The following is a 20,273-nucleotide window of genomic DNA, read 5'->3' on the forward strand; positions in this document are numbered from 1 at the left end:
TCCCCGCCCCCGCCCACTCCCAGCACGCCGCCCGGGCGCCTACAGGTCCTCGAAGGCCGTCACGCCGTCCAACACCGTGACGGCGATGCACGCGGGCCCCTGCAGGGCCGTGAAGTCGTGCATGGAGCCGTCCGTCTTCTCCAGCTCCTCGCCCGGCCACACCTCATGGCCGTTGTCCTCGCGGAAGCCGCCCTCCAGCACCAGGTTCCACTCGCGGCCCTGGTGGGTGTGGCGGGGGTAGCGCGCCCCGGGCAAGAGCCGGACGATGGCCGCCATCATCCCCTCGCGCGCGGGGCCCGTCTCCACCGGCATCAACTCCACGCCCTCCACCGGGCCCGGCATCCAGTTGTTCGGATCCGCCATGGACTCCAGCAGCGACAGCGCCCGCTCCTTCGTCACGTCCAGGAACGCGGCCACCTGCCCGCCCCAGCGGGCGAAGCGGCCAGGGCCTTCCATCTCCCGCATCAGGCGGGGAAGGGCTTCAGCCGGGGGCTGCACCGGGGCGATCAGCGTCCCGAGCGCATCCACGGCCGGCGTCAGTCGCGCCAGCTCCGCCCGGCACCGGGCACAGCCGTCCAGGTGAAGGGAGGCGGCGTCCCGGCGGGCCGGTTCCAGGGTCCCGAGCAGCCACTCGGGAAGGATGTCGTCGAGGTGTTCCATTGGGTTCTTGGGACCGCGCAGGGTCACCGAGGTTCTATACGCGCCCCCGGCGACAGCGGATTTTCCGTCCTCACACGGGGACGGCGAACTCCCGCAGGGCCGCGTTCAGGCTCGTCTTCTGGTCGGTGGACGCCTTGCGCTGCCCGATGATGAGCGCACACGGGACCATGTACTTCCCGGCGGGGAACTCCTTCTCCCGCATCCCGGGAATCACCACGCTCCGGGCCGGAACGCGCCCCTTGTAGACGCGCTCCTCGGGACCGGTGACGTCGATGATCTGCGTGGAGGCCGTCAGCACCACGTTGGCGCCCAGCACCGCTTCCTCCTCCACCACCACCCCCTCCACCACGATGGAGCGGCTGCCCAGGAAGGCCCCGTCCTCGATGATGACCGGCGTCGCGGAAGGCGGCTCCAGCACGCCGCCCAGCCCCACGCCGCCCGAAAGGTGGACGTGGCGGCCCACCTGCGCGCAGGAGCCCACCGTGGCCCAGGTGTCCACCATGGTGCCCGCGCCGACCCGGGCCCCGATGTTCACGTAGCCCGGCATCACCACCGCGCCCCGCTCCACGAAGGCGCCGTAGCGCACCGTGCCCGGCGGCACCACGCGCACGCCCGCGGCCTCCAGGCCCTTCTTCAGCGGCACCTTGTCGTAGAACTCGAAGGGGCCCACCTCCATCACCCGCATCTCCGACACCGCGAAGAACAGGAGGATGGCCTCCTTCACCCAGGCGTTCACCCGCCAGCCTTCAGGGCCCTTCTCCGCGACGCGCAATTCGCCGGCATCCAGCAGCGCCAGCGTTTCGCGCACCGCCGCCACGGTGTCCGCGTCCTTCAGCTTCGTGCGGTCCGCGAAGGCCGCGGACACCCTCTGGGAGAGGTCTTCGATGGAGGTGGCCATGGGCCCGGGTTGAATCACACTTCAGCTTTTCGCGCCGCACCCGAGTGGCTTTCGTCCACCCCCGCCGGAAGCCCGGCCTCAGACGTGCGAAGCCCCCGGAATCAGGGCCAGCGGCAGGGTCTGGGTCGGGATTTCCCCGTGAAACATGGGGTCCGCCTTCGTCAGCGGGCCGGTGCCCTCGCGCAGGAGGACGGCGCCCTGGAGCACCCGTCCCACGGCGGACAGGGGCACTTCCTTCCAGTGCCGGTTGAAGGGTGAGCGCCGGACATAGAGGTGCTCCTGACCGATGAGCGCCACGTAACCCAGCAGGGTCCCATCCGCGGCGCGCACGCGCATGCCGCTGATGATGGAGCGTCGTTCGAACGGCGTGTCGTCGAAAGCCATCGGTCGTCACCTCCCGTGGATGAGGCAGAGGAGGCAAAGGTGGGGACGACCGGGAGCGGACGCGAGTGGCCCCTGCCCGCCCGCCCCCCTTTGGGAGGAACGGGCGGAGGGGTCCGCCACGCTACGGACCCACGGCCTTCGCCACCGCGTCCACCACCTCCTGGTCGGTGGGGAATGCCAGACCCGCCTTGCGGATGACGACCCGGCCGTTCACGGCGACTTCATAGATGCCCGAAGAGCCCTTCTTCAGCTCTGCTTCCAACTCCAGCTCTTCCTTCAGCGCGGCCGCCGCACGGGCGGCCCTGGGGGCGTAGCCTCAAGCCGTGCAGTAGGTGATGGTCACCGTCGTCTGGGACATGGAAGGCCTCCTGGCGTTTCGGAAGGTGCGCGGAGTGCGCACGCCCGGTCCCCCTTTGGGTAATTCACGCAGGGGTCCGGCGCCAGTCCCAGCAGGCGCGTTTCGCGTTCCACCGTCACCCGCTAGCCTGCGCCCGCCATGACGACCGTTTTTGCGCCCTTGGAAGCCGCCTACGACCCGGAGGCCTTCCGGACCACCGCCCACACCCTGATGGACCAGCTCGCGGACTACCTGAAGGCCGCGCTGAAGGGGGGCGCGATGCCGGTGCTGCCTTGGGCCCCGCCTTCCGTGAACCAGGAGCGCTTCGCCACGCCCTTCCCGGAGGAGCCTCCCGCCGAACTGGCCCCGGCCTTCGCGAACCTCATGGCCCGCGTGCTGGAGGGCTCCCACCACCTGCACCACCCCCGCTACGTGGGCCACCAGGTGACGGCGCCGCTGCCGCTGGCGGCCCTGTGCGACGCCGTGTCGTCGCTGCTCAACAACGGCATGGCCGTGTACGAGATGGGCCCGGTGGCCACCGCGATGGAACACCACGTGCTCGCGTGGATGGCCTCCAAGCTGGGCCTGCCGGAGGGCGCCCGGGGCGTGCTCACCTCCGGCGGCAGCGCGGGCAACCTCACCGCGCTGCTCGCCGCGCGCCAGGCGAAGGCCGGCTTCGATGCGTGGAACGGCGGCGCGCATGCGGGCCCGCCCCTGACGGTGCTCGTTCCCCGCTCCGCCCACTACTGCCTGGCCCGGGCGGTCCGCATCATGGGCTGGGGCGAAGGCGGCCTCACACCGGTGGACGTGGACGCGTCCTTCCGCGTGCGGCCGGACGCGCTGGAGGGCGCGCTCCAGGAGGCCCTGAAGCAGGGGCGCAAGCCCATCGCGGTGGTGGCCAGCGCGGGCTCCACCGCCACCGGCGCCTTCGACCCGCTGGAGCCGGTGGCGGACTTCGCCGAAGAGCATGGCCTGTGGTTCCACGTGGACGGCGCACACGGGGCCGCCGCCAGCCTGAGCCCGAAGTACCGCGCGCAGGTGAAGGGCATCGAACGGGCGGACTCCGTGGTCTGGGACGCGCACAAGGGCCTGCTCATGCCCGCGCTGGTGACGGCGGTGCTCTTCCGCGACGGGGCGCGCTCCTTCGACGCCTTCTCCCAGGAGGCCCACTACCTCTTCCACGGCGACGACCCGCGCCCCTACAGCGACGTGGGCCTGCGCACCCTGGAGTGCACCAAGGAGATGATGCCCCTCAAGGTGTACGCGTGCCTGTCCGTGCTGGGCACCCGCGTCTTCGAGGAGGCCGTCACCGCGTCCTACGACCAGGCCCGGCGGTTCGCGGCCATGCTCGCGGCCACCCCGGACTTCCAGGTGGCGCTGCCCCCGGACTGCAACATCGTCTGCTTCCGCCACACGCCCGCGCACGTGCCGAAGGAAGGCTGGGATGCCCTCCAGGCCCGCCTGCGGGAGGCGCTGGTCACCGGGGGAAATTTCTACCTGGTGCAGACGCGGCTGCCGGACGGGGTGTACCTGCGCACCACCCTCATCCACCCCCTCACCGGGGATGGGGACCTGGAGGCGCTCCTGGAGGCCCTCCGTCGGGCGGCGGGACCCTGAATTTTGTGTGCAAGGGAGTCGCCCGGGGCCACGAAACGCGATAGGGGCGGGTCGCCATGCTCGTCTCGCTCGTCATCCCCGTCTACAACGAGATTCCCACCCTGGCGGAAATCCTCCGCCGCTGCATCGCCGTGGACTTCCCGAAGGAGCTCGTCCTGGTGGATGACTGCTCCAAGGACGGCAGCCGTGAATTCCTGCGGCAGCTTTCCGAACAGGGCCTGGCGCTCCTGGGGGGAAACCCGACGAACCGCAACGAAGTGCGCGTGCTCTTCCAGGACAAGAACCAGGGCAAGGGGGCCGCGCTGCGCCGGGGATTCGCCGAGGCCACCGGGGACATCATCCTCGTGCAGGACGCGGACCTGGAATACGACCCCCGGGACATCCCGCGCGTCATCCAGCCCATCCTGGACGGGGACGCGGACGTCGTCTTTGGCAGCCGGTTCATCGGTTCGCCGCGCCGGGTGCTCTATTACTGGCATACGGTGCTGAACAACCTGCTGACCATGCTCTCCAACATGACGAGCGGGCTCAACGTCACCGACATGGAAACCTGCTACAAAGCATTCCGTGCGGAGGTGTTGCGGTCCGTGCACGTGGAGGAGGACCGCTTCGGCTTCGAGCCCGAAATCACCGCCAAGGTGGCGCGCGGAAACTGGCGCGTGTTCGAGGTGCCCATCAGCTACCACGGGCGCACCTACGAGGAGGGTAAGAAGATTGGATGGAAGGATGGCGTTCGCGCCCTCTACGCCATCGCGAAGTACTCCGTGAAGCGCTGAAGGCCGCTCGGGCGGCCCGCCGGGACGCGACCGCGTTTCCCGGACTCCGCCCGCCTGGCTGCTGTCCTGGGGAGGATGCGGTCCATCCTCCAGGCGGCACGGCGGGAGTGCGGAGAATGGAACACAGCGGCCGCTATAGCTGGTTATCCAGCAGGCGGAACCCCAAGGTGCTTCCGGCTTTTCTTCCTCCGTATTGCGGCGCGTAGTAGTTTCGTCAACGCACTCCGTCTGAAGGGCTGGGAAGTTTCGGGGCCCTTCCGAAAGTTTCCGCCCCCGTATGTTCGACTGGCTCCACACCCTGTTTTCGCGCGACCTCGCCATCGACCTGGGTACGGCGAACACGCTCATCTACATCCGCGGTCAGGGCATCGTTTCCAACGAGCCCTCGGTCGTGGCGGTGCAGCAGGATTCGCGCGGGGGCAAGAAGGTCCTCGCGGTGGGCAAGGAGGCCAAGGAGATGCTCGGCAGGACGCCGGGCAACATCGTGGCCATCCGGCCCATGAAGGACGGCGTCATCGCCGACTTCGAAATCACCGCCGCGATGCTGCGCTACTTCATCCAGAGTGCGCACAACCGCAAGACGCTGGTGAACCCCCGCATCATCATCGGCATCCCGTCCGGCATCACGGAGGTGGAGCGCCGCGCGGTGCGCGAAGCGGCCGCCAACGCGGGCGCCCGGGAGGTCTACCTCATCGAGCAGCCCATGGCCGCGGCGATTGGCGCGGGCCTGCCGGTGACGGAGCCCAGCGGCAACATGATTGTCGACATCGGCGGTGGCACCTCCGACGTCGCGGTCATCAGCCTCGCGGGCATCGTGTTCGCCAAGTCGGTGCGCATTGGCGGCGACAAGCTGGACGAGGCGATCATCCAGTACGTCAAGCGCAAGTACAACCTGCTCATCGGTGAGCGCACGGCGGAGCTCATCAAGATGGGCATCGGCACGGCGTACCCGACGGACGAGGTCATGACCATGGAGATCAAGGGTCGCGACCTGGTGGCCGGCGTGCCGCGCACCCTCACGGTGTCCAGCGACGAGGTCCGCGACGCGCTCGCGGAGCCCGTCAACGGCATCGTCGAAGCGGTGAAGCTGACGCTGGAGCGCACACCCCCGGAGCTGGCCGGTGACATCGCCGACAGGGGCATCGTGCTGGCCGGTGGCGGCGCGCTGCTCAAGAACCTGGACACGCTCCTGCGCGAGGAGACGGGCCTGCCGGTGTTCCTCGCCGAGGACCCGCTCTCCGCCGTGGTGATTGGCGCGGGCAAGGCGCTGGAGTCGCTCGACATCCTCCGCCAGGTCTGCCAGCCGGGCTGAGCCTTCCGCCCCTTGCTGCACCGTGACGGCGCCGGACCCGCTTCTTCAGGGGTCGGCGCCGTTCGCGTTTCCGGACACCGGGGTGCCTGCGGCGGGGGTGCCTGCGGCGGGGGCGCCCTTCGGCGGAGGCAGCCCGGTGGGCTCCACCACCCGCGCCTCGCAGTTGGGCCGGCGGCCCTCGCGATTGTTCTCCTCCTGGTTCCAACGCCGGATGAGGTCGCCCGTCAGCATGACCATGACGCCGTCGGGGGACTTGTGGGGCACCTTGGTGTCCATGCACGTGTCGAAGGCGAGCTTCATCCAGCCAGGCGCGGCGCGGACGGCGAAGCCCTGGAGCGCATCCAGCCCCGCCAGTCCGTCCAGCCGACCCGTGAACACCGTGTAGCCCTCCTTCGCCTCGCGGCGGGCGCGGACCAGCACGGCGGCGGCGCGCAGGTCGGGTGACAGGCGGGAGAACGCCGGGGTGACCTCACCGGAGTGCAGGTACTTGAGCAGCGGGTCGCGGGCGAAGAGCAGCGGCAGGGACGTGGTGAAGAGGCGCTTGCCCCGCGCATCCCCCGTGCGCGTGAGCTCCAGGGCCAGCAGCGCGACGACCTCCGGCTCCATGCGGGCCAGCACCGCGTCGGGCTCCTTCGCGGCCTGCGCCATCGCGCGCGCGGGCTGCTCCAGGAGGTCCCTCGTGAGGCCCAGCACCGTCTGGTCGATGGGGGACTTCAGCGCCAGCCGCTCCTCCTCCTTGAACATCCGCCGACCGGTGAGCAGGTCCAACAGCAGCATCCGCTCCGGCTGACGCGTCATCGCCGGGGGAATCCAGTCGCGCAGCACGTAGGGCGTGTGCGCGGGCCCGACGACCTCCGCCAGCCGCCCGGCCAGCACCAGGAACTCCCAGCTCCGGTGACGGGGGTCCTGCCCGAAGCGGTGCACCAGCGCCGTCGCCGCGTCCTTGCGCCACGCGCGCAGGTGGATGCGGACGAACAGCTCCAGTTGCTCCACGGTTTCGGGCGGGTGCTTCGCCGCGAACACCTCCACCTGGCGGGAGGTCTCCCGCACGAAGTCCCGGGTGGGGCCCGCCGTCTGCTCCCGCGACGCCAGCGGATCCTCCAACTCCTTGCGCCAGCGAGTCTCCAGCAGGGCGCGGCCGACGTCAGGCGAGTCCGGGAAGCGCTTCGCCAGGCCCTCGTATTCAGGCAGGGCCAGGGAGGACAGCACGTCCATCGTGCGGGCCCGTCGCAGGTAGAGGGCGGGCAGCGGCTGGTCCCGGAACGCGTTCTCGTGCTCGTAGTAGCGCTCCAGGGCTTCCCTTCCCAGGCCCGCGGAAGCCATCAGGTCCTGCGCCAGGGATTGGGCGCCCAGGTCGTTCTGCCACTGGTGCATCAGCATCCGGGCGAAGGTCGCGGTGTTCTTCGCGCGCGGGTCGCCGGGCCGGTGGTCGTGGGTCTGCGCATCCGCGAGCAGGACGCTTCGGGCCGCCAGCTCACGCGCGCGGACGTTGCCCGCCTCCACCTCCGCGACGGCGGAGGCCACCTGCCCCGCGGCCTGCCAGCGGCCCGCCTCCATGTGGGCGAGCACGGTGGATTCCCAGTCCGCCTTCGTGACGACGAGCGCCTCGTCCGGGAAGAGCAGCGAGCCGGTGTCCGACAGGGGCCGGCGGCCCAGCAGGCCCGTCGTGGGCGACGCCGGGGGCGCGTGGCCTTCCAGCGTCGCCGCGCCGCGCACGTTGTAGACGATGTGGTCGCCGTCCGTGGGCAGCACCACGTCCTCGAAGGGCCACTCCGAACCGGGCCAGTTCGCCCTGCCGTGCGGCGCTTCGTCCTTCTCCAGCGTCACGACGCCGTCGACCCGCGCTCCGGGCGCCACCTCCCAGTGCTGCGCGCCGATGCGCACCTCCACCGTCCGCGACAGGCCGTTGACCACCGACACGGCATGCTTGTGGCCCAGGGTGAGCAGCATGGCCCCCAGCCCCACGCCCACGCCGAGCCCCAACACCACACAGCCCACGACGCCCGCGCGGCGCCATGCCCGCCGTGCCGGGGGCGGCACCTGCCCGATGACCTGGAGCGGCGCCGAGGCGACAGTGCGCACCAGGTAGTCATTGAGCGGCCACACCGGCAGCCCGAACACCGTCACGGTGCGCTCGGCGACGAAGGGGGCGTCAGGCGAGGTGGACGAGGGCTGGCCCTTCCACCGCAGGCCCGTGCCCAGGAAGGACGGCGTCCGGGGAGTCGGGGCCGAGGTGACGAACGCCCTTCGGTCCTCCAACAGCGCGGCGAGCAGGTCGCGCGTGGGCCCCGGGCGCTCCTTCTCCAGCCTTCGCACCAGCAGCGCATGCACCTTCCACGCGTCACCGGTCGCGAGCGCCTCCGACAGCGCGGCGTCCGGAAGCAGTTCGGCCAGACGCGGAGCGCGCTCCAGCAGGCCGCTGGGATCCGTGGGAAGGGCGAGGGACATGGGGGCGCATTCAACCCGTCACCCGGAGGGTGGGGGCAAGCCCCCGGGCCCTGAATCCCATCCGTCATCGGGAGGGTGGATCGCCTCCGGCGGGTGCCCGATGCTCCGCGCCATGGACGCGATGGACTTCTGGCTCCTCTCCGTGATTCTGGCGCTCGGGCTGGGGCGCTTCCTTCAGATGCGCGACATGCGCCGTGCACCCTCGCAGGAGGAGGCGGTGACTCCCCGCAAGCTGTCCCCCATGCGCATCACCGCCCGGGTGCTGCTGGGCTACGCCTACGTCATGGCTGCGCTGCTGATGATCCGCTTCCTCGTCGGCCGGGCGTAGCCATCACCCGGGCCGACGGGCCGGCCCTCAGTGCTTGCCGTACTCCAGCTTCGTGCCCTTGCGCTGCGCGTAGATGTACGCCTCCATCGCGCGCATTCTCGGGTCCCCATCCGCCAGCGGCTTGCCGCGCGCCGGGTTCTCGATGCACCAGTTGATCATGTCGCGCAGCAGCGCCACGCGGCCCAACTGCACCTGGTACTTGGGATAGGTCTCCGGGTGGGTGTTGGCCGCGTCCGGATGGCACATGTCACACGACACGCCCACCGTACCGCCCACGGCCTCCGCGTCGTGGAACACGCGGTGTCCTTCCTTCACGAAGGCCTGCGTGGAGTCCGCCCAGATCTGCTCATCGCGCTCGGAGTAGGCGCCGTAGGTGTGGCCCGTCTGCACGTTCGCCTTCTGCTGCTGGGGCACCGCCTTCGCGCCGGACTCCGCCCCCACGCCGCCCTGGCGCACGTCGTTCCCGGCGGGCTTCGCGCCCGGGTTGGGCTGCGGCGCGGGCGAAGGCGACTTCTTCGCCCCCGGGGGCGGGGCCTGCGCCAACGCGGGCCCCGGAACATCGTCCCAGAGCGCGTCCGGGTTCTTCTGGCGCCAGTCGCTCATCAGCTTCGCGGAGGCACGCATCGCCTGCTCGCGCGTGAGCTTCTGGCCTTCCTTCACGCCCTCCACCTCCAGCGACGTCTCACCGTCGCACAGGCCCAGCACCAGGTTGCCGTCCTTCGACGCGGGCACAGCGTGCTTCGGCAGGGGCTCCGACACCGGAGGCGCAGGCTTCGTGGCGGGGGACGTGGCCAGGGCCACGCCGCCAGCGAAGGACAGGGCCGCGCACGGGACCACGAGCAGCTTCATTCGCAAGGTCATGAGAGGGGGTCCTCGTCGGGGCTTTCAGTAGGTGGGCAGCTTGGGCTTGGGGGGCGAGGACTGCCTGCCATTGGAGGCCAGATAGCCGGAGCGCACGGTGATGGGGTCGCGCTGCCAGAGGTTGTAGACCTTGTCCACGAGCCCCGACTCCAGCACGTCCATGCGCCCCGTCCCACAGCCGTCGAACTGGCTGAACGGATCCGCGCGGTTCATGGGCACCGTGAGCGCGGGCAGGCCCTCCGGCGCGTACGGCCACGGCCACGCGGTGGACAGCATCCCGTGGAACTGGATGTTGCCAATGCGGTTGCTGAGCAACTGGTGCGTGTGGCCGTGGATGACGGTGACCTTGTCGTACGGCTTGAGGATGGCCTGCACCTCGTCCGCGTCGTCGGTCCAGAAGTTCCAGGGCTTGTAATACTTGTAGAGCGGCGAGTGGCTGAACACGATGAGGGGCGTCGTCTTCGCCACCTTGGCCAGGTCGTTCTGGAGCCACTGGCGCTGCTCGCCACCGACCTCGAAGCGGGACTGGATGCCATTGTCCAGGCCGGCGACGATCTTCATCCGCTCCATGGGGGTGAGCTTGCGCTCCGTCCAGAAATCCTTCTCATGGATGGAGTTGAGCACCACGAAGTGCACGCCCTTGTGGTCGAAGGAGTAGTTGGGCGCGCCGAACAGGTCGCGCCACAGCTCGCCCATGTCCAGGAACCAGTCGTGTTCGCCCACCATCATCTTGATGGGGGCCTTCACGCTCTTGAGGATTTGAGCGCCCAGCTTGAGCTCCCCCGCCTGTCCCAACTGCGCCAGGTCCCCGCCGAACAGCACGAAGTCCGGCTGCGGGTCCAACGCGTTGACGTCGTCCACGGCCTTGAGGATGGCGCGCACGAAGCGGTCGTTGAGCTTGTTCTCATACAGGTGCGTGTCGGAGATGTACGCGAAGGAGAACTTCGGCTTCTCCCCCTGCGCCTCCGCCACGTTGACCAGTTGGAAGCTCTGCGGGGTGAGCTTGCCCATGCCCGCGACGATGCCGGCGGAGATGCCCGCGACGCGAAGGAAGGCGCGGCGATCCAACCGCTTCAGGCCCTCGAAGAAGGCCTCGCGTTCGGCGTAATGCTTGGACTCGATGCTCTGGAACTTGTTGCCCATGGCGCGCCTCCGCTATCGCTGCTTGGTGGTCGTCACCGGGGTGACGTCGCCGTAGATGCCCAGGTCCGCCGGGTTCTTCACGTTCAGGTCCGGGTTCGGAGCCAGGTCGCCCAGGTTGCCCTTCTTGCCCAGGGCCACGGCGGTGTCCCGCTCCGGCCGGGTGTTCTTCCGGGCGCGCTGCTTCGCGAGCTGCTCCTTGTTGAGCTTGTCGAACTTCGTGTCCGTGAGCGCGAAGAGGAACGCCACCAGGTCGTCGATCTCCGGCTCGGTGAGGCCCAGCCGCTGCATCCCACCATCCAGGAAGGGATTGGCCACGCCGCCCTTGTTGTAGTGGTCCATCACGTCCCACAGCGTGGCGAGCGACCCGTCGTGCATGTACGGCCCGGTGATGCCCACGTTGCGCAGGGTGGGCGTCTTGAACGAGCCCACGTCGTTCTCCTGCTTCGTCACCAGGAAGCGGCCCAGCTCGGAGAACTCCGTCTGGAGCGCCAGCTCGTCAATCTGCTTCTCGTCCCCGGTGCGCACCACCTGCACGCCCTTGCGCGCCAGGGTGATGAAGTCCTGCTTGTGCGCGGCCACGCCGATGTTGTGGAATTTCTGGTCGCTGAACAGCGGCGACACGGCGTTGCCCGCGTGACAGGAGTTGCAGCGCGCCTTGCCGTTGAAGAGCGCCCAGCCGTTCTTCTCCGACGCGGTGAGCGCCTTGGAGTCCCCGGTGATGAACGTGTCGAAGCGCGCGCTGCCGGAGAACTGCATCCGTTCGAACGCGGCGATGGCCGCCGCCAGGTCGTCGTAGTTCACCTCGCGGCCGAAGACCTTCTGGAACTCCGCGGCGTACTCTGGGATGGCCCGCACCTTCTTCACCACGGACGCCTCGTCGGGCATGCCCATCTCACGCGGGTTGAGGATGGGCAGCTTCGCCTGGTCCTCCAGCGTGCCCGCGCGGCCATCCCAGAACTGCGTGGCGTTGAAGAGCGCGTTGAGCACCGTGGGGCTGTTGCGCGTCACCTTCTGCTGGCGGATGCCCTCCGACAGCGGTTTGCCGTCGGTGAAACCCAACTCCGGCTCATGGCACGTCATGCATGCCACGGTGTTGTCCGCCGACAGGCGCTTCTCCCGGAAGAGCTTCTCCCCCAGCGCCACCTTCTCCGGCGTGGGCTCCGAACCCGGAGGCACCGCCAGCCGCCACAGCGTCGCGGAGACGCCCGGTGGAAGCTGCGGAGGACTCGTGGAGGGGGCCTGCGAAGGCGGGGACGCTGCGAGCCCCACACCGGTGTTCAGCACCACGGCGAGCACCGTGACGACGCCCGAAGGCAGCCGCATGACACCCCTCCCGCCAGCCTTCAGGAGCCCACGCGGGACATCCGCGCGACCTGCGACCGGATGGCTCTCATTTCACGCAAGGCGGGCAAGTCGGGCAATGTCACTCCGACCGAGGGATGCGTGAAGTGTCTTGGATTTGAACCTCCATACCCGCCGTGCGAGGTGGGTCCCGCGCGGGCTTCATCTTTCCGTGGAGGTTGAACGCTGGCTCGCGTCCGCGATGGCCTTGCGCAGCCAGACATGCGCCGGGTCGTGTTGCATGCGCTCGTGCCAGAGCTGGCTCACGGTGAAGCCCGCGAGTTCCACGGGAGGGCGCAGCAGCTTCAGCCGGAACGCGGGCCGCAGCAGGAGCGCCATGCGCTCCGGGGCGAGCAGCAGCAGGTCCGTCCGGGCGACCATGAAGACGGCCAGGAAGAAGTGCGGCACCGCCACCATGACCTGACGGGACTTGCCCAGGCGGGCCAGGGCCTCATCCGCCAGACTTCCCGTCCCCCCCAGGGGCGCAACGCTGATGTGCCCGTGCTCCAGATAGCGCTCGAGCGTCAACCGTCCCTTCGTGACGGGGTGGCCCTCCCGGGCGAGGCAGACGAAGCGCTCCTGGAAGAGCGCCTGGACGCGGAAGGCGGAGGGCATGTTCGCGAAGATTCCGAGCGCCAGGTCCAGGCTGCCCCGCTCGAGCGCGTCCTCCATGCCCTCTCCGGGCCCGCGCACGCGCACGGACACGCCCGAGGCCACGCGGGTGAGTTCCTGCATCAACGGTGGGAGCACCACCATGCCGGCGAGGTCCGCCGAGGACAGCCAGAAGGTCCGCCGCGCGGTGGCCGGGTCGAACTTGCGCGCGCCGTGCAGCGCCCCGCGAAGCTGCTCCAGCGCCGCGCGCAACACGGGCGCCAGCGACTCCGCCAGCGGCGTGGGCACCATGCGCCCGCCACTGGGGACGACCAGCGGGTCATCCAGCCGGTGGCGCAGCCGGGCCAGCGCGTGGCTCACCGCCGACTGGCTCACCCCCAGCCGGACCGCGGCGGCCCGGTTGCTGCCCTCGGTGAGGACGGCGTCCAGGAAGACGAAGAGGTTGAGGTCGCGAACATCGATGTGAAGGTTGTTCATTTGGGAGGTGACGACGTTTCAGTCCATTCAATCACATCCTGGGGCTACTTTTCCTCGTGTCACCCACACCAGGAGCCGTCATGAAGAACTTCTCCCTCGCTGTCGTCGCCACGCTGTGCCTCGCCACCCAGGCGCTCGCCGCCGAACCGCCCAGCATCGTGGGGCACTGGAAGTCCACGCAGTGCGAGGTCCGCCCGGGCGGAGGGGAGCAGAAGTATTACGTGAAGCGCGACTTCACCTATTCCAAGACAGACTCCAAGGCGGTCATCACCTTCTACGCGGACGGCACGTGCGACGAGTCAAAGAAGATGTCCCGCGTGGTCATCACCGGCCCCTATGCCGTGCGCTCCCCGGCCATCGACAAGGCGGGCGCGACACAGGGCGCGTCCCCCGCCCACTTCCTCTTCTCCACGCTGAAGATCACGCCGCTGGCGGAGGGCTTCGCGCAGTACCTCAACAGCGCGCCCCCTGGGACGTGTGGCACGCAGAAGTGGGCGGTGGGCAAGGAGCAGGATGTCACGGGCACCAATGGGTGCTCCATCATCTTCTCCTTCAACGCCTGCCCCTGGGAGCAGGACGTCGTGAAGGTCACGGGGGATGAGCTGTTCTTCGGAGCCCGTCCGGCCACCGGCGGTTGCAACGCCGACGCCACGCACATGCCGTCGGAGCTCCAGGTGCCGCTCAAGCGCGTGAAGTAGCCGTCCTGCCTGAACCCATCCCTGCCGGCCTCAGGGCGCCCTCGGCTCGGCTGTCTCTCTGGATGTGACCCGGGTTGCCGTCGTCAGAGGTTCAGTAGGTCGTCACGCGCAGCGCCGTGTTGGAGACGCCCGAGACGCTCCGCACGGAAGCGTACCAGGTGCCGGCGGCGGGGCTGGGAATGGCGCAGTACTCCGCATTGCCGCTCCGGTTCGAGCGGCAGGTGTACGTGCTCGTCGTGGGCGTGGCGCTGTGGACGTAGAGGTCCGCTTCGCCCGTCCCTCCCACCAACTGCGCGTTGAGGGACGGGGTGCCCGCCGCGACGGTGATGGCGTAGTGGGCCCACCCGGTCCCCGCGGGGACTGACAGGACTTCGGCCAGGCGATGATTGACGGGACGGTTGCGGATGTTCGTCACCCACGGCTCGATGGCCGAGACGCGGGCGGAGACGCTGGGGAAGCCGGCCCGGGCACAGCTCGCCGAGCCCCAGCTCGAGAGTCCCGCGAGAATCCTCCCGGACGCGCCGTTGACGACCACGGGACCGCCGCTGTCACCATGGCAGGCCCCCTCGTTCGCCACGCCGCCCGTCGCGAGCTGGTACTCGGTGAGCGGCTCGAACCCGGAAGGGCCTTCCGAGACAATGGCCATCTCCACCTTGCGCAGACCATCGGGAGGGGTGCCCCCCTGGACCGTGATGCCCCAACCCGTCGCGGTGGCGATGACGCCCACGTTGGTGCGGCCGGCCGCGACATCCGCCGCCGTGGCCATCGTGATGCCCTTCACCGTGGCGGTGTTCAGGGTCAGCGGAGAGGCGAGCCGGAGGAGCGCCACGTCCTTGTCTATCGTGCTGGAGTTGTAACCCGGGTACAGCAGGAAGTCGGCCACCTGCACGACCTGTCCCGTGGACGCCATCGTGCTGCGCGTCGTGCTGCCCGCGCCGAGGCTCATGGTCCCGGGGTTCTTGCCGACAACGCAGTGCTGCGCGGTGAGGACGTACCAGGGGCCCAGGATGGCCCCGCCACAGAAGTGAGAGCCGTCCGCGTTCCGCAGGGAGGCCTGCCACGGGAAGTCCGTGATGGCCGCGTTGGTGCCACCGACAATCTCTTGCGCTGTCTCCCCCACTCCCGCCGCGTCCACGGGCAGGCCTTCCGGACCACCACACCCACCCAGCCATGTCGCCCCCAGCACCGCGCCCAGGGCCCAGACGTCGTGGAAGCGGCGCGAAGACACCCTGGGAGACACTGCGGACTTCGACGGGAAGGAGGCCACGGGGAAACACTCCAGTTGAGAGGTTCGTGGCGGTCACTGCAGGCGGCATGCCCGTGGGCAGCCCCTGCCACGGCGTGAGACGCGAGCCCGCCGCCAGTGTCCGTGACACGTCAGGGCCCGCGCCTGACGCGTCCGCGACGACGGTGAGCGGCGCCTCGACGCTGGCGCCGCGCCCACTCGGGACCTACGCTTCCGGGGATGACGGAATCGCGAGCCGCGGACGCGTTCGAAGCGCTGGCCTCCTTTCTGGAGGCGAACGGCAAGGGCCACTGGCTCATCAGAGGCACACCGACCCCTGAGGCACCGCACCCGCTCTGGGCGCACCTGGTGCCCTCCTCACTGCGCGCATTCGCCGCACGCTGCGGGTATCCGTCGCTCCTGGCTCCGAAGCTCCGCATGACACTCGTACCCCTGCACGTGCAGCCAGCCATCGGGCTCGCGGAGCCCGGTTTCGACTGGCACCTCTACAAGGCGCTCCTCCAGACGGCCGTGCGTCGCGCCAATGGCGCATTCTTCGCGGGCTTCGACTTCTCCGACGTGGGCGGCTGGAGCCTGAGGAACGATGGGCAGGGCGAGCGCGTCTGGGGCGTCGAGGACAGTCTCGCGATTCCCGGCGACGACCAGGGCCCCTTCGAGGACTGGCTCATCGCCCGGTTCCAGGAGGTGCACCTCCTGGCCAGCAAGGCACCGACGGCGGGAGGCACGGCGAAGAAGAAGCGGCCGAGCGACCCCTCCCATGAACTCCGCATGTATGACGAATACGTGCCCCTGTACCCCGCGACGGTGATGCAGGACGCGAAGTGGCCCAACGGCACCACCAAGTCGCAGGGAGCGTTTCTGGACAACAAACCCGAGGGGCCTTTCCGCTTCTTCTACGCGACCGGAGCGCCCCTGGCTTCTGGCCACTTCGAGAACGGGGTGCGGCAGGGCACCTGGCGGTATCACCTGCCCCCGAGCCACACCGAGGATTCCGCCGAGAAGCGGCTCTGGGGCGAGGGAGAGGTCAAGGATGGGCTCGAGGAGGGCCCCTGGATCGGCTCTGATTCAGGGAGCCCTCGGGAGCGGACGCGCGTGTTCCGCTCCGGCGTGATTGAAGCCCAGGAGCTTCGGGGCTGACCTGTCGAGCGTACCGATGGATGGCTAATAGCCCGTCGCGCGCAGCGTCGCGTCCGCGTAGTCGGCGGTCCCCAGCACGGAGACGTACCAGGTGCCGGCGGCCGGGCTGGGAATGGAGCAGTACTCCGCGTTGCCGCCACCGTTCGACCGGCAGGTGTATGTGCCCGTCGTGGGCGTCGCGGTGTGGACGTAGAGGTCGCCGTTGCCCGTGCCGTCGCCCAGCGCCACGTTGAGGGACGCGGCTCCCGCCGGGACGGTGACGGAGAAATGGGTCCACGTGCCCGTCAGGCCGGCCAGACCCGGCTGAGACAGGAGCGAGGTGGGCGTCCGGCTCGCGGCGTCGGTGAGCCATGTCTGGAATGACGGGATGCGGGCATGCAGGCGCGGGGTGTTGGGCCGCCCGCAACTGTTCGAGCCCCAGCTCACCACGCCCGCGAGAATCTTCCCGGACGCACCGTTGACGACCACCGGGCCGCCGTTGTCACCCTGGCAGGTATCCGGGCCCCCCAGGGCAGGGGTCCCCGTGGCGAGCTGATCCGCGGTGATGAACCCGAACACGGGGATGGCGGAAGCATTGGAGACGATGGGCAGGTCCAGCTTGCGCAGGGTGTCCGGCAGCGAGAAGGGACCACTCAAGGCCGTCAGGCCCCAGCCCGTCACGGTGGCGGTGAGGCCCGGAGCGAGATAGCCCGCCGTCTCGTCCGCGGGCGTGGCCAGGGGAATGGCAGCCACCGTGCTGCCATTGAGTGTCAGCGGGGTGGCCAGGCGCAGGAGGGCCACGTCCTTGCCCTGGCTGGGGGTGGTGAAGCCGGGATATCGGAGGACGTCCGCCACCTGCACGACCTGCCCCGTGGAGGCCATCGTGCTGAGCTGCGCGCTGCCCGCGCCGAAGCGTTGCACGGGCTGCGCCGGGCCGCTGCTTGGGCTTGAAAGAGGCGCCGCCCGCGCGGGTCCACCAGGTAATGGAATCACCGCGCATCGTGTCCGAGGTGAAGCAGTACGAGCCGCACGCGGGTTGGCGCGCCGGCTGCAATGCCTAGCGCTGCGCACCGTTGCCGGAAGGCGTACCCCAGGGCAACTTCGGCCCGCGCCTGACGGGCTTCCTCGCCCTGGCCACCGGACGCTTCCGCCTGTCCAGGCGCCTGGTGCGGGAGTTGCTGGAGGACGTGCTGGGCGTAAAGCTGACAGTCGGCAGCGTCAGCAACCTCGAGCAGTGTGTGAGCCAGGCCCTCGCGGCTCCCGTCAGTGAGGCGCGCGCATACGTCCAGACACAGCCCGCCGTGCATCAGGATGAAACCGGCTGGTGGCAGAAGCATGCACGCGCCTGTCTGTGGGTGGCCAGCACCGCGACCGTGGCCGTCTTCCTCATCGCCAAGGATCGCGGCAAGGCCGTCGCCCAGACGATGTTGGGCCGGGGCTTTCGGGGCACGCTCATCTCCGACAGGTGGTGTGCCTACCAGTGGGTGCACGCCCTCCAACGGCAGGTATGCTGGACGCCCCTGGTGCGTGAGTTCGAGGGCTTCGTCGAGCGTGGAGGAGAGGCGAAGCGGCAGGGAGCGCTGTTGCTGGCCGAAGTCTTCGTCCTCTTCGAATGGTGGCACCTGGCGCGGGATGGGTTGCTCACGCGCGCCACCTTTCAGCGGAAGATGCAGCCGCTGATGCGCGAAGTGGAGCGGCTCCTGGCGCAGGCCGCGGAGGTGTGCCCGAAGAAGGTGGCCGGCACCGCCAGCGAAATCCTCAAACTCAAGGACGCCCTCTGGACGCTTGTCTATACCGAGGGTGTCGAGCCCACCAACAACCTCGCCGAGAGGGACCTGCGCCACGCGGTCATCTGGCGCAAGACGGGCTTCGGCCCCAGAGCGAGGACGGCAGCCGCTTCGTCGAGCGCATCCTCACGGCCGTCATGAGCCTCAGGAAGCAGGAGCGCAACGTGCTCGACTTCCTCACAGCGTCCCTCGAAGCCCATCTCCACGGCACTCCCGCGCCCTCGCTGCTGCCCGGCACGTAAATCCAGTTCACGCTCGTGAGAGCCAGAGCTCGTGAACGATTACACCCGGGCAACATGCGGAATCCCGCGCGTTAAGGGCCCGCTCAGAAATTACTTGGCAATGAGAGGCGTCCTCACCCTCGGGAAATCGGCCTCAGAGCGCAAAAATCGAACAAGTAATTCCTGAGTGAGCCCTAATCTCCACTCGGTCAAAGGAGTATCCCATAAGCTTGCCGTTTCCCCTGGACTGCGCATCCTTCCGCCGCCGCTGCCATTGTACCTGTAGACGCACAGCATGCTGTGACAGCCTCACCTGGAAAGCGACTCCGTCCGCTCTTGGCTTCGCGACCCCTTCGTCCATGCCGCCGTTGAACCCGCGCGCGTTCGCAATGCCAATCCGTTCCTGAGCCTCACCGATGACGTCGCGCCACGCACGCGAAAGCATTCTGGCTGAGCGAAAACAAAGGCAGGTGCTTGCCCCTATCCTTGTAGAGTTGCCTCCGCAAACAGGGCGAGCAACTTCAGGTGCTCGGCACGCCCCCCCTCAAGGGCGGCAGCGACTCCGCCAGGAGTCGTTTGCGGCATATGGGACGTCACCGGGGAGCGGGACGAAGTGGACAAAGCTCTGGTGAGCGATGGGCCATGAGTCAATGCAGGTGAGCGAGACGCGCACGAGGCCGTCGTCTCCATGAACATCATTCGATTTCGAAGATCTTCTGGGGGAACTTGTGCAGTCTCTCAGCCGGCCCGTCTTCCTTGACGAGGAAGTTATCGCACACCCAGCTATAGGTGCGCGCGGTGGCGTAGGAGGGGTGGATCACGATGTTCATGTTCTTCCGCAGGAGCATCGGCTCATCCGCGCGAATGAGGGGCCGCTCCACCATGTCGTAGCCCTGCCCGTGGCTGTGGAGCCTCCGCTCTTCAGGTCTGCCATTCTTTCGCATGAAGGCATTGTAGGCTTCGAAGAGTTCACGGGGCGAGGTGCCAGGCACGAGCCGGCTGCGCATGAAGTGCTGCGCCTCCAGCGCGAAGGCGAACTCTTCCTTCATCTCCAGAGAGGCATTGCCCAGCACGCAGGTGCGGCCCAACTCAGTGTACAGACCGCCGGGACCATTGTTCTCCACCAGGAGAGTAAACTGGTCACCCGCCTGTATCACCCGCTTCTGCAAGTGGCGGTTGGCGAAGATGGCCGACACACCCACCGGGGCCGACGAGCACAGGAAGAGGCCCTGCTCGCTCCCCATGGCATGACCAACCTGCTCGGCAATGGCAGCCACCTCAATGTCGCGCATGCCGGGCTGGATGGCCTTGAGCACCACCTCCATCACCTCATCCTGCATCGCGGCGGTGCCCCGAATGAGCGCCAGCTCCTCTTCACTCTTGACGGACTTGATGGTGTCGACCAGATCCGAGGCATCCACGAAGTTCGCTTTGGCGAGGCTGTTTCGCTTGAGGTAGTCCACCAGCGCGAACGAGATAGCAGCCGTTGCCACCAGACCCACCGTCCCCGTGGCGAAGCGCGCGAGCGCCCTGTCCGCGAGCACTGCGTCATACTCAGACGTGTAGAATGCGGACGCGAAGCTGGGAGAGCCCAGAAAACGTCGGGTGCCTCGGCGCAGGCCATCTCCCTCGGGTGGCAATTCCCTATCCAGGCCGAGCGCGCCCTGCGCAACCACCGTCATCGGCTCGTCTCTGGGGAAGATGACGGCCACGGGATAGCCATTGGTTGATGGCACATCAGTGAAGTACTTGACATACCCTCCCATGAAATCGTTATTTGACTGAATCAGCAGCACATCAATGTCTCGCTCGGCCATGGCGGCCCTCACCGCCGCCCAGCGCCGCTCCAACTCTACCGTGGAAATGGCCATATTGATGCGCTCACTGATATCAACCATCCTCTGCCTCCTATTTCAGGTGGTTCTCTGGTCCGGGCGGCGCGATAGCCTCCCTCTTGAGAAAGGGCCAGAGCAGAAGTCCTCACGCACAAGCCCATCTCTTGCGTCTGTCT

At 68.5% G+C, this 20,273-nt stretch carries 19 protein-coding genes; 7 read left to right on the forward strand and 12 right to left on the reverse strand.

The annotated features are described in order from the left end of the window. Window positions 1-39 precede the first annotated feature (39 nt). From D7V88_RS01160 to D7V88_RS42840, 4 genes are all read right to left on the reverse strand, one after another. Entirely contained in the window at window positions 40-660 is a 621-nt protein-coding gene (locus D7V88_RS01160) for a cupin domain-containing protein (RefSeq protein WP_120538724.1), read from the reverse strand. A gap of 70 nt (window positions 661-730) precedes the next feature. Further along, a complete protein-coding gene (locus tag D7V88_RS01165) occupies window positions 731-1,558 on the reverse strand; it encodes a 2,3,4,5-tetrahydropyridine-2,6-dicarboxylate N-succinyltransferase (protein WP_120538725.1) in 828 nt (275 codons plus the stop codon). Window positions 1,559-1,636: 78 nt separating this feature from the next. Further along, window positions 1,637-1,942, reverse strand: coding sequence for a hypothetical protein (locus D7V88_RS01170; RefSeq protein ID WP_120538726.1), 306 nt, complete (start codon window positions 1,940-1,942; stop codon window positions 1,637-1,639). Between the two features lie 121 nt (window positions 1,943-2,063). Beyond that, window positions 2,064-2,300, reverse strand: coding sequence for a SelT/SelW/SelH family protein (locus D7V88_RS42840; protein ID WP_244237895.1), 237 nt, complete (start codon window positions 2,298-2,300; stop codon window positions 2,064-2,066). 138 nt (window positions 2,301-2,438) lie between these two features. Here D7V88_RS42840 and D7V88_RS01175 point away from each other — a divergent pair, with 138 nt between their 5' ends. The 3 genes from D7V88_RS01175 (at window position 2,439) to D7V88_RS01185 (ending at window position 5,984) form a co-directional block, all read left to right on the forward strand. Next, the gene (locus tag D7V88_RS01175; protein WP_120538727.1) at window positions 2,439-3,896 is read left to right on the forward strand and encodes a pyridoxal phosphate-dependent decarboxylase family protein; all 1,458 of its coding nucleotides are present in this window, start codon (window positions 2,439-2,441) and stop codon (window positions 3,894-3,896) included. A 56-nt stretch (window positions 3,897-3,952) separates the two neighbouring features. Then, a complete protein-coding gene (locus D7V88_RS01180; protein WP_120538728.1) occupies window positions 3,953-4,672 on the forward strand; it encodes a glycosyltransferase family 2 protein in 720 nt (239 codons plus the stop codon). 277 nt (window positions 4,673-4,949) lie between these two features. Beyond that, on the forward strand, window positions 4,950-5,984 hold the full coding sequence (locus D7V88_RS01185) for a rod shape-determining protein (protein WP_014400170.1): 1,035 nt from the start codon (window positions 4,950-4,952) through the stop codon (window positions 5,982-5,984). A gap of 45 nt (window positions 5,985-6,029) precedes the next feature. On the opposite strand, the gene D7V88_RS01190 is transcribed toward D7V88_RS01185, so the two are convergent. After that, complete coding sequence (locus tag D7V88_RS01190; RefSeq protein ID WP_120538729.1) at window positions 6,030-8,432, reverse strand: hypothetical protein; 2,403 nt, start codon at window positions 8,430-8,432, stop codon at window positions 6,030-6,032. A 100-nt stretch (window positions 8,433-8,532) separates the two neighbouring features. Between D7V88_RS01190 and D7V88_RS01195 the strand changes: the two genes are divergently transcribed. Next, window positions 8,533-8,760 (forward strand): hypothetical protein, encoded by a 228-nt coding sequence (locus D7V88_RS01195; RefSeq protein ID WP_120538730.1) that lies wholly within the window; start codon window positions 8,533-8,535, stop codon window positions 8,758-8,760. A 27-nt stretch (window positions 8,761-8,787) separates the two neighbouring features. Here the strand turns inward: D7V88_RS01195 and D7V88_RS44125 are convergent, their stop codons facing one another. The 4 genes from D7V88_RS44125 to D7V88_RS01215 form a co-directional block, all read right to left on the reverse strand. Next, on the reverse strand, window positions 8,788-9,621 hold the full coding sequence (locus D7V88_RS44125) for a c-type cytochrome (RefSeq protein WP_244237896.1): 834 nt from the start codon (window positions 9,619-9,621) through the stop codon (window positions 8,788-8,790). Window positions 9,622-9,645: 24 nt separating this feature from the next. Beyond that, window positions 9,646-10,764, reverse strand: coding sequence for a metallophosphoesterase family protein (locus D7V88_RS01205; protein WP_120538731.1), 1,119 nt, complete (start codon window positions 10,762-10,764; stop codon window positions 9,646-9,648). Window positions 10,765-10,776: 12 nt separating this feature from the next. After that, window positions 10,777-12,087, reverse strand: coding sequence for a cytochrome-c peroxidase (locus tag D7V88_RS01210; RefSeq protein WP_120538732.1), 1,311 nt, complete (start codon window positions 12,085-12,087; stop codon window positions 10,777-10,779). A gap of 180 nt (window positions 12,088-12,267) precedes the next feature. Then, on the reverse strand, window positions 12,268-13,194 hold the full coding sequence (locus tag D7V88_RS01215; RefSeq protein WP_120538733.1) for a LysR family transcriptional regulator: 927 nt from the start codon (window positions 13,192-13,194) through the stop codon (window positions 12,268-12,270). Window positions 13,195-13,274: 80 nt separating this feature from the next. Here D7V88_RS01215 and D7V88_RS01220 point away from each other — a divergent pair, with 80 nt between their 5' ends. Continuing rightward, a complete protein-coding gene (locus D7V88_RS01220) occupies window positions 13,275-13,892 on the forward strand; it encodes a hypothetical protein (RefSeq protein WP_120538734.1) in 618 nt (205 codons plus the stop codon). Between the two features lie 91 nt (window positions 13,893-13,983). On the opposite strand, the gene D7V88_RS01225 is transcribed toward D7V88_RS01220, so the two are convergent. Beyond that, on the reverse strand, window positions 13,984-15,159 hold the full coding sequence (locus D7V88_RS01225) for a trypsin-like serine protease (protein ID WP_120538735.1): 1,176 nt from the start codon (window positions 15,157-15,159) through the stop codon (window positions 13,984-13,986). A 396-nt stretch (window positions 15,160-15,555) separates the two neighbouring features. Here D7V88_RS01225 and D7V88_RS01230 point away from each other — a divergent pair, with 396 nt between their 5' ends. Further along, window positions 15,556-16,275: a toxin-antitoxin system YwqK family antitoxin gene (locus D7V88_RS01230; RefSeq protein ID WP_147448559.1), complete on the forward strand. Its 720-nt coding sequence runs from the start codon at window positions 15,556-15,558 to the stop codon at window positions 16,273-16,275. A gap of 24 nt (window positions 16,276-16,299) precedes the next feature. Here D7V88_RS01230 and D7V88_RS01235 read toward each other — a convergent pair whose 3' ends face one another. Then, entirely contained in the window at window positions 16,300-17,175 is an 876-nt protein-coding gene (locus tag D7V88_RS01235) for a trypsin-like serine protease (RefSeq protein ID WP_120538737.1), read from the reverse strand. 152 nt (window positions 17,176-17,327) lie between these two features. On the opposite strand from D7V88_RS01235, the gene tnpC reads away from it, so the two are divergent. Next, window positions 17,328-18,182, forward strand: a complete 855-nt coding sequence (tnpC, locus tag D7V88_RS01240) for an IS66 family transposase (RefSeq protein WP_120538738.1) — start codon at window positions 17,328-17,330, stop codon at window positions 18,180-18,182. A 775-nt stretch (window positions 18,183-18,957) separates the two neighbouring features. Here the strand turns inward: tnpC and D7V88_RS01245 are convergent. After that, complete coding sequence (locus D7V88_RS01245) at window positions 18,958-20,160, reverse strand: M24 family metallopeptidase (RefSeq protein ID WP_120538739.1); 1,203 nt, start codon at window positions 20,158-20,160, stop codon at window positions 18,958-18,960. Window positions 20,161-20,273 lie beyond the last annotated feature (113 nt).

The organism is Corallococcus terminator (genome assembly GCF_003611635.1).
GTDB lineage: Bacteria > Myxococcota > Myxococcia > Myxococcales > Myxococcaceae > Corallococcus > Corallococcus terminator.

Excerpts from the sequence above, each read along its gene's own strand:
- D7V88_RS01215 (WP_120538733.1), bottom strand. The coding sequence starts at position 13,194 with ATGAACAACCTTCACATCGATGTTCGCGACCTCAACCTCTTCGTCTTC.
- D7V88_RS01185 (WP_014400170.1), top strand. The coding sequence starts at position 4,950 with ATGTTCGACTGGCTCCACACCCTGTTTTCGCGCGACCTCGCCATCGAC.
- D7V88_RS01230 (WP_147448559.1), top strand. The coding sequence starts at position 15,556 with ATGACACTCGTACCCCTGCACGTGCAGCCAGCCATCGGGCTCGCGGAG.
- D7V88_RS01170 (WP_120538726.1), bottom strand. The coding sequence starts at position 1,942 with ATGGCTTTCGACGACACGCCGTTCGAACGACGCTCCATCATCAGCGGC.
- D7V88_RS01245 (WP_120538739.1), bottom strand. The coding sequence starts at position 20,160 with ATGGTTGATATCAGTGAGCGCATCAATATGGCCATTTCCACGGTAGAG.
- D7V88_RS01160 (WP_120538724.1), bottom strand. The coding sequence starts at position 660 with ATGGAACACCTCGACGACATCCTTCCCGAGTGGCTGCTCGGGACCCTG.
- D7V88_RS01175 (WP_120538727.1), top strand. The coding sequence starts at position 2,439 with ATGACGACCGTTTTTGCGCCCTTGGAAGCCGCCTACGACCCGGAGGCC.
- D7V88_RS01165 (WP_120538725.1), bottom strand. The coding sequence starts at position 1,558 with ATGGCCACCTCCATCGAAGACCTCTCCCAGAGGGTGTCCGCGGCCTTC.
- D7V88_RS01210 (WP_120538732.1), bottom strand. The coding sequence starts at position 12,087 with ATGCGGCTGCCTTCGGGCGTCGTCACGGTGCTCGCCGTGGTGCTGAAC.
- D7V88_RS01190 (WP_120538729.1), bottom strand. The coding sequence starts at position 8,432 with ATGTCCCTCGCCCTTCCCACGGATCCCAGCGGCCTGCTGGAGCGCGCT.
- D7V88_RS01195 (WP_120538730.1), top strand. The coding sequence starts at position 8,533 with ATGCTCCGCGCCATGGACGCGATGGACTTCTGGCTCCTCTCCGTGATT.
- D7V88_RS01180 (WP_120538728.1), top strand. The coding sequence starts at position 3,953 with ATGCTCGTCTCGCTCGTCATCCCCGTCTACAACGAGATTCCCACCCTG.
- D7V88_RS01220 (WP_120538734.1), top strand. The coding sequence starts at position 13,275 with ATGAAGAACTTCTCCCTCGCTGTCGTCGCCACGCTGTGCCTCGCCACC.
- D7V88_RS44125 (WP_244237896.1), bottom strand. The coding sequence starts at position 9,621 with ATGACCTTGCGAATGAAGCTGCTCGTGGTCCCGTGCGCGGCCCTGTCC.
- D7V88_RS01205 (WP_120538731.1), bottom strand. The coding sequence starts at position 10,764 with ATGGGCAACAAGTTCCAGAGCATCGAGTCCAAGCATTACGCCGAACGC.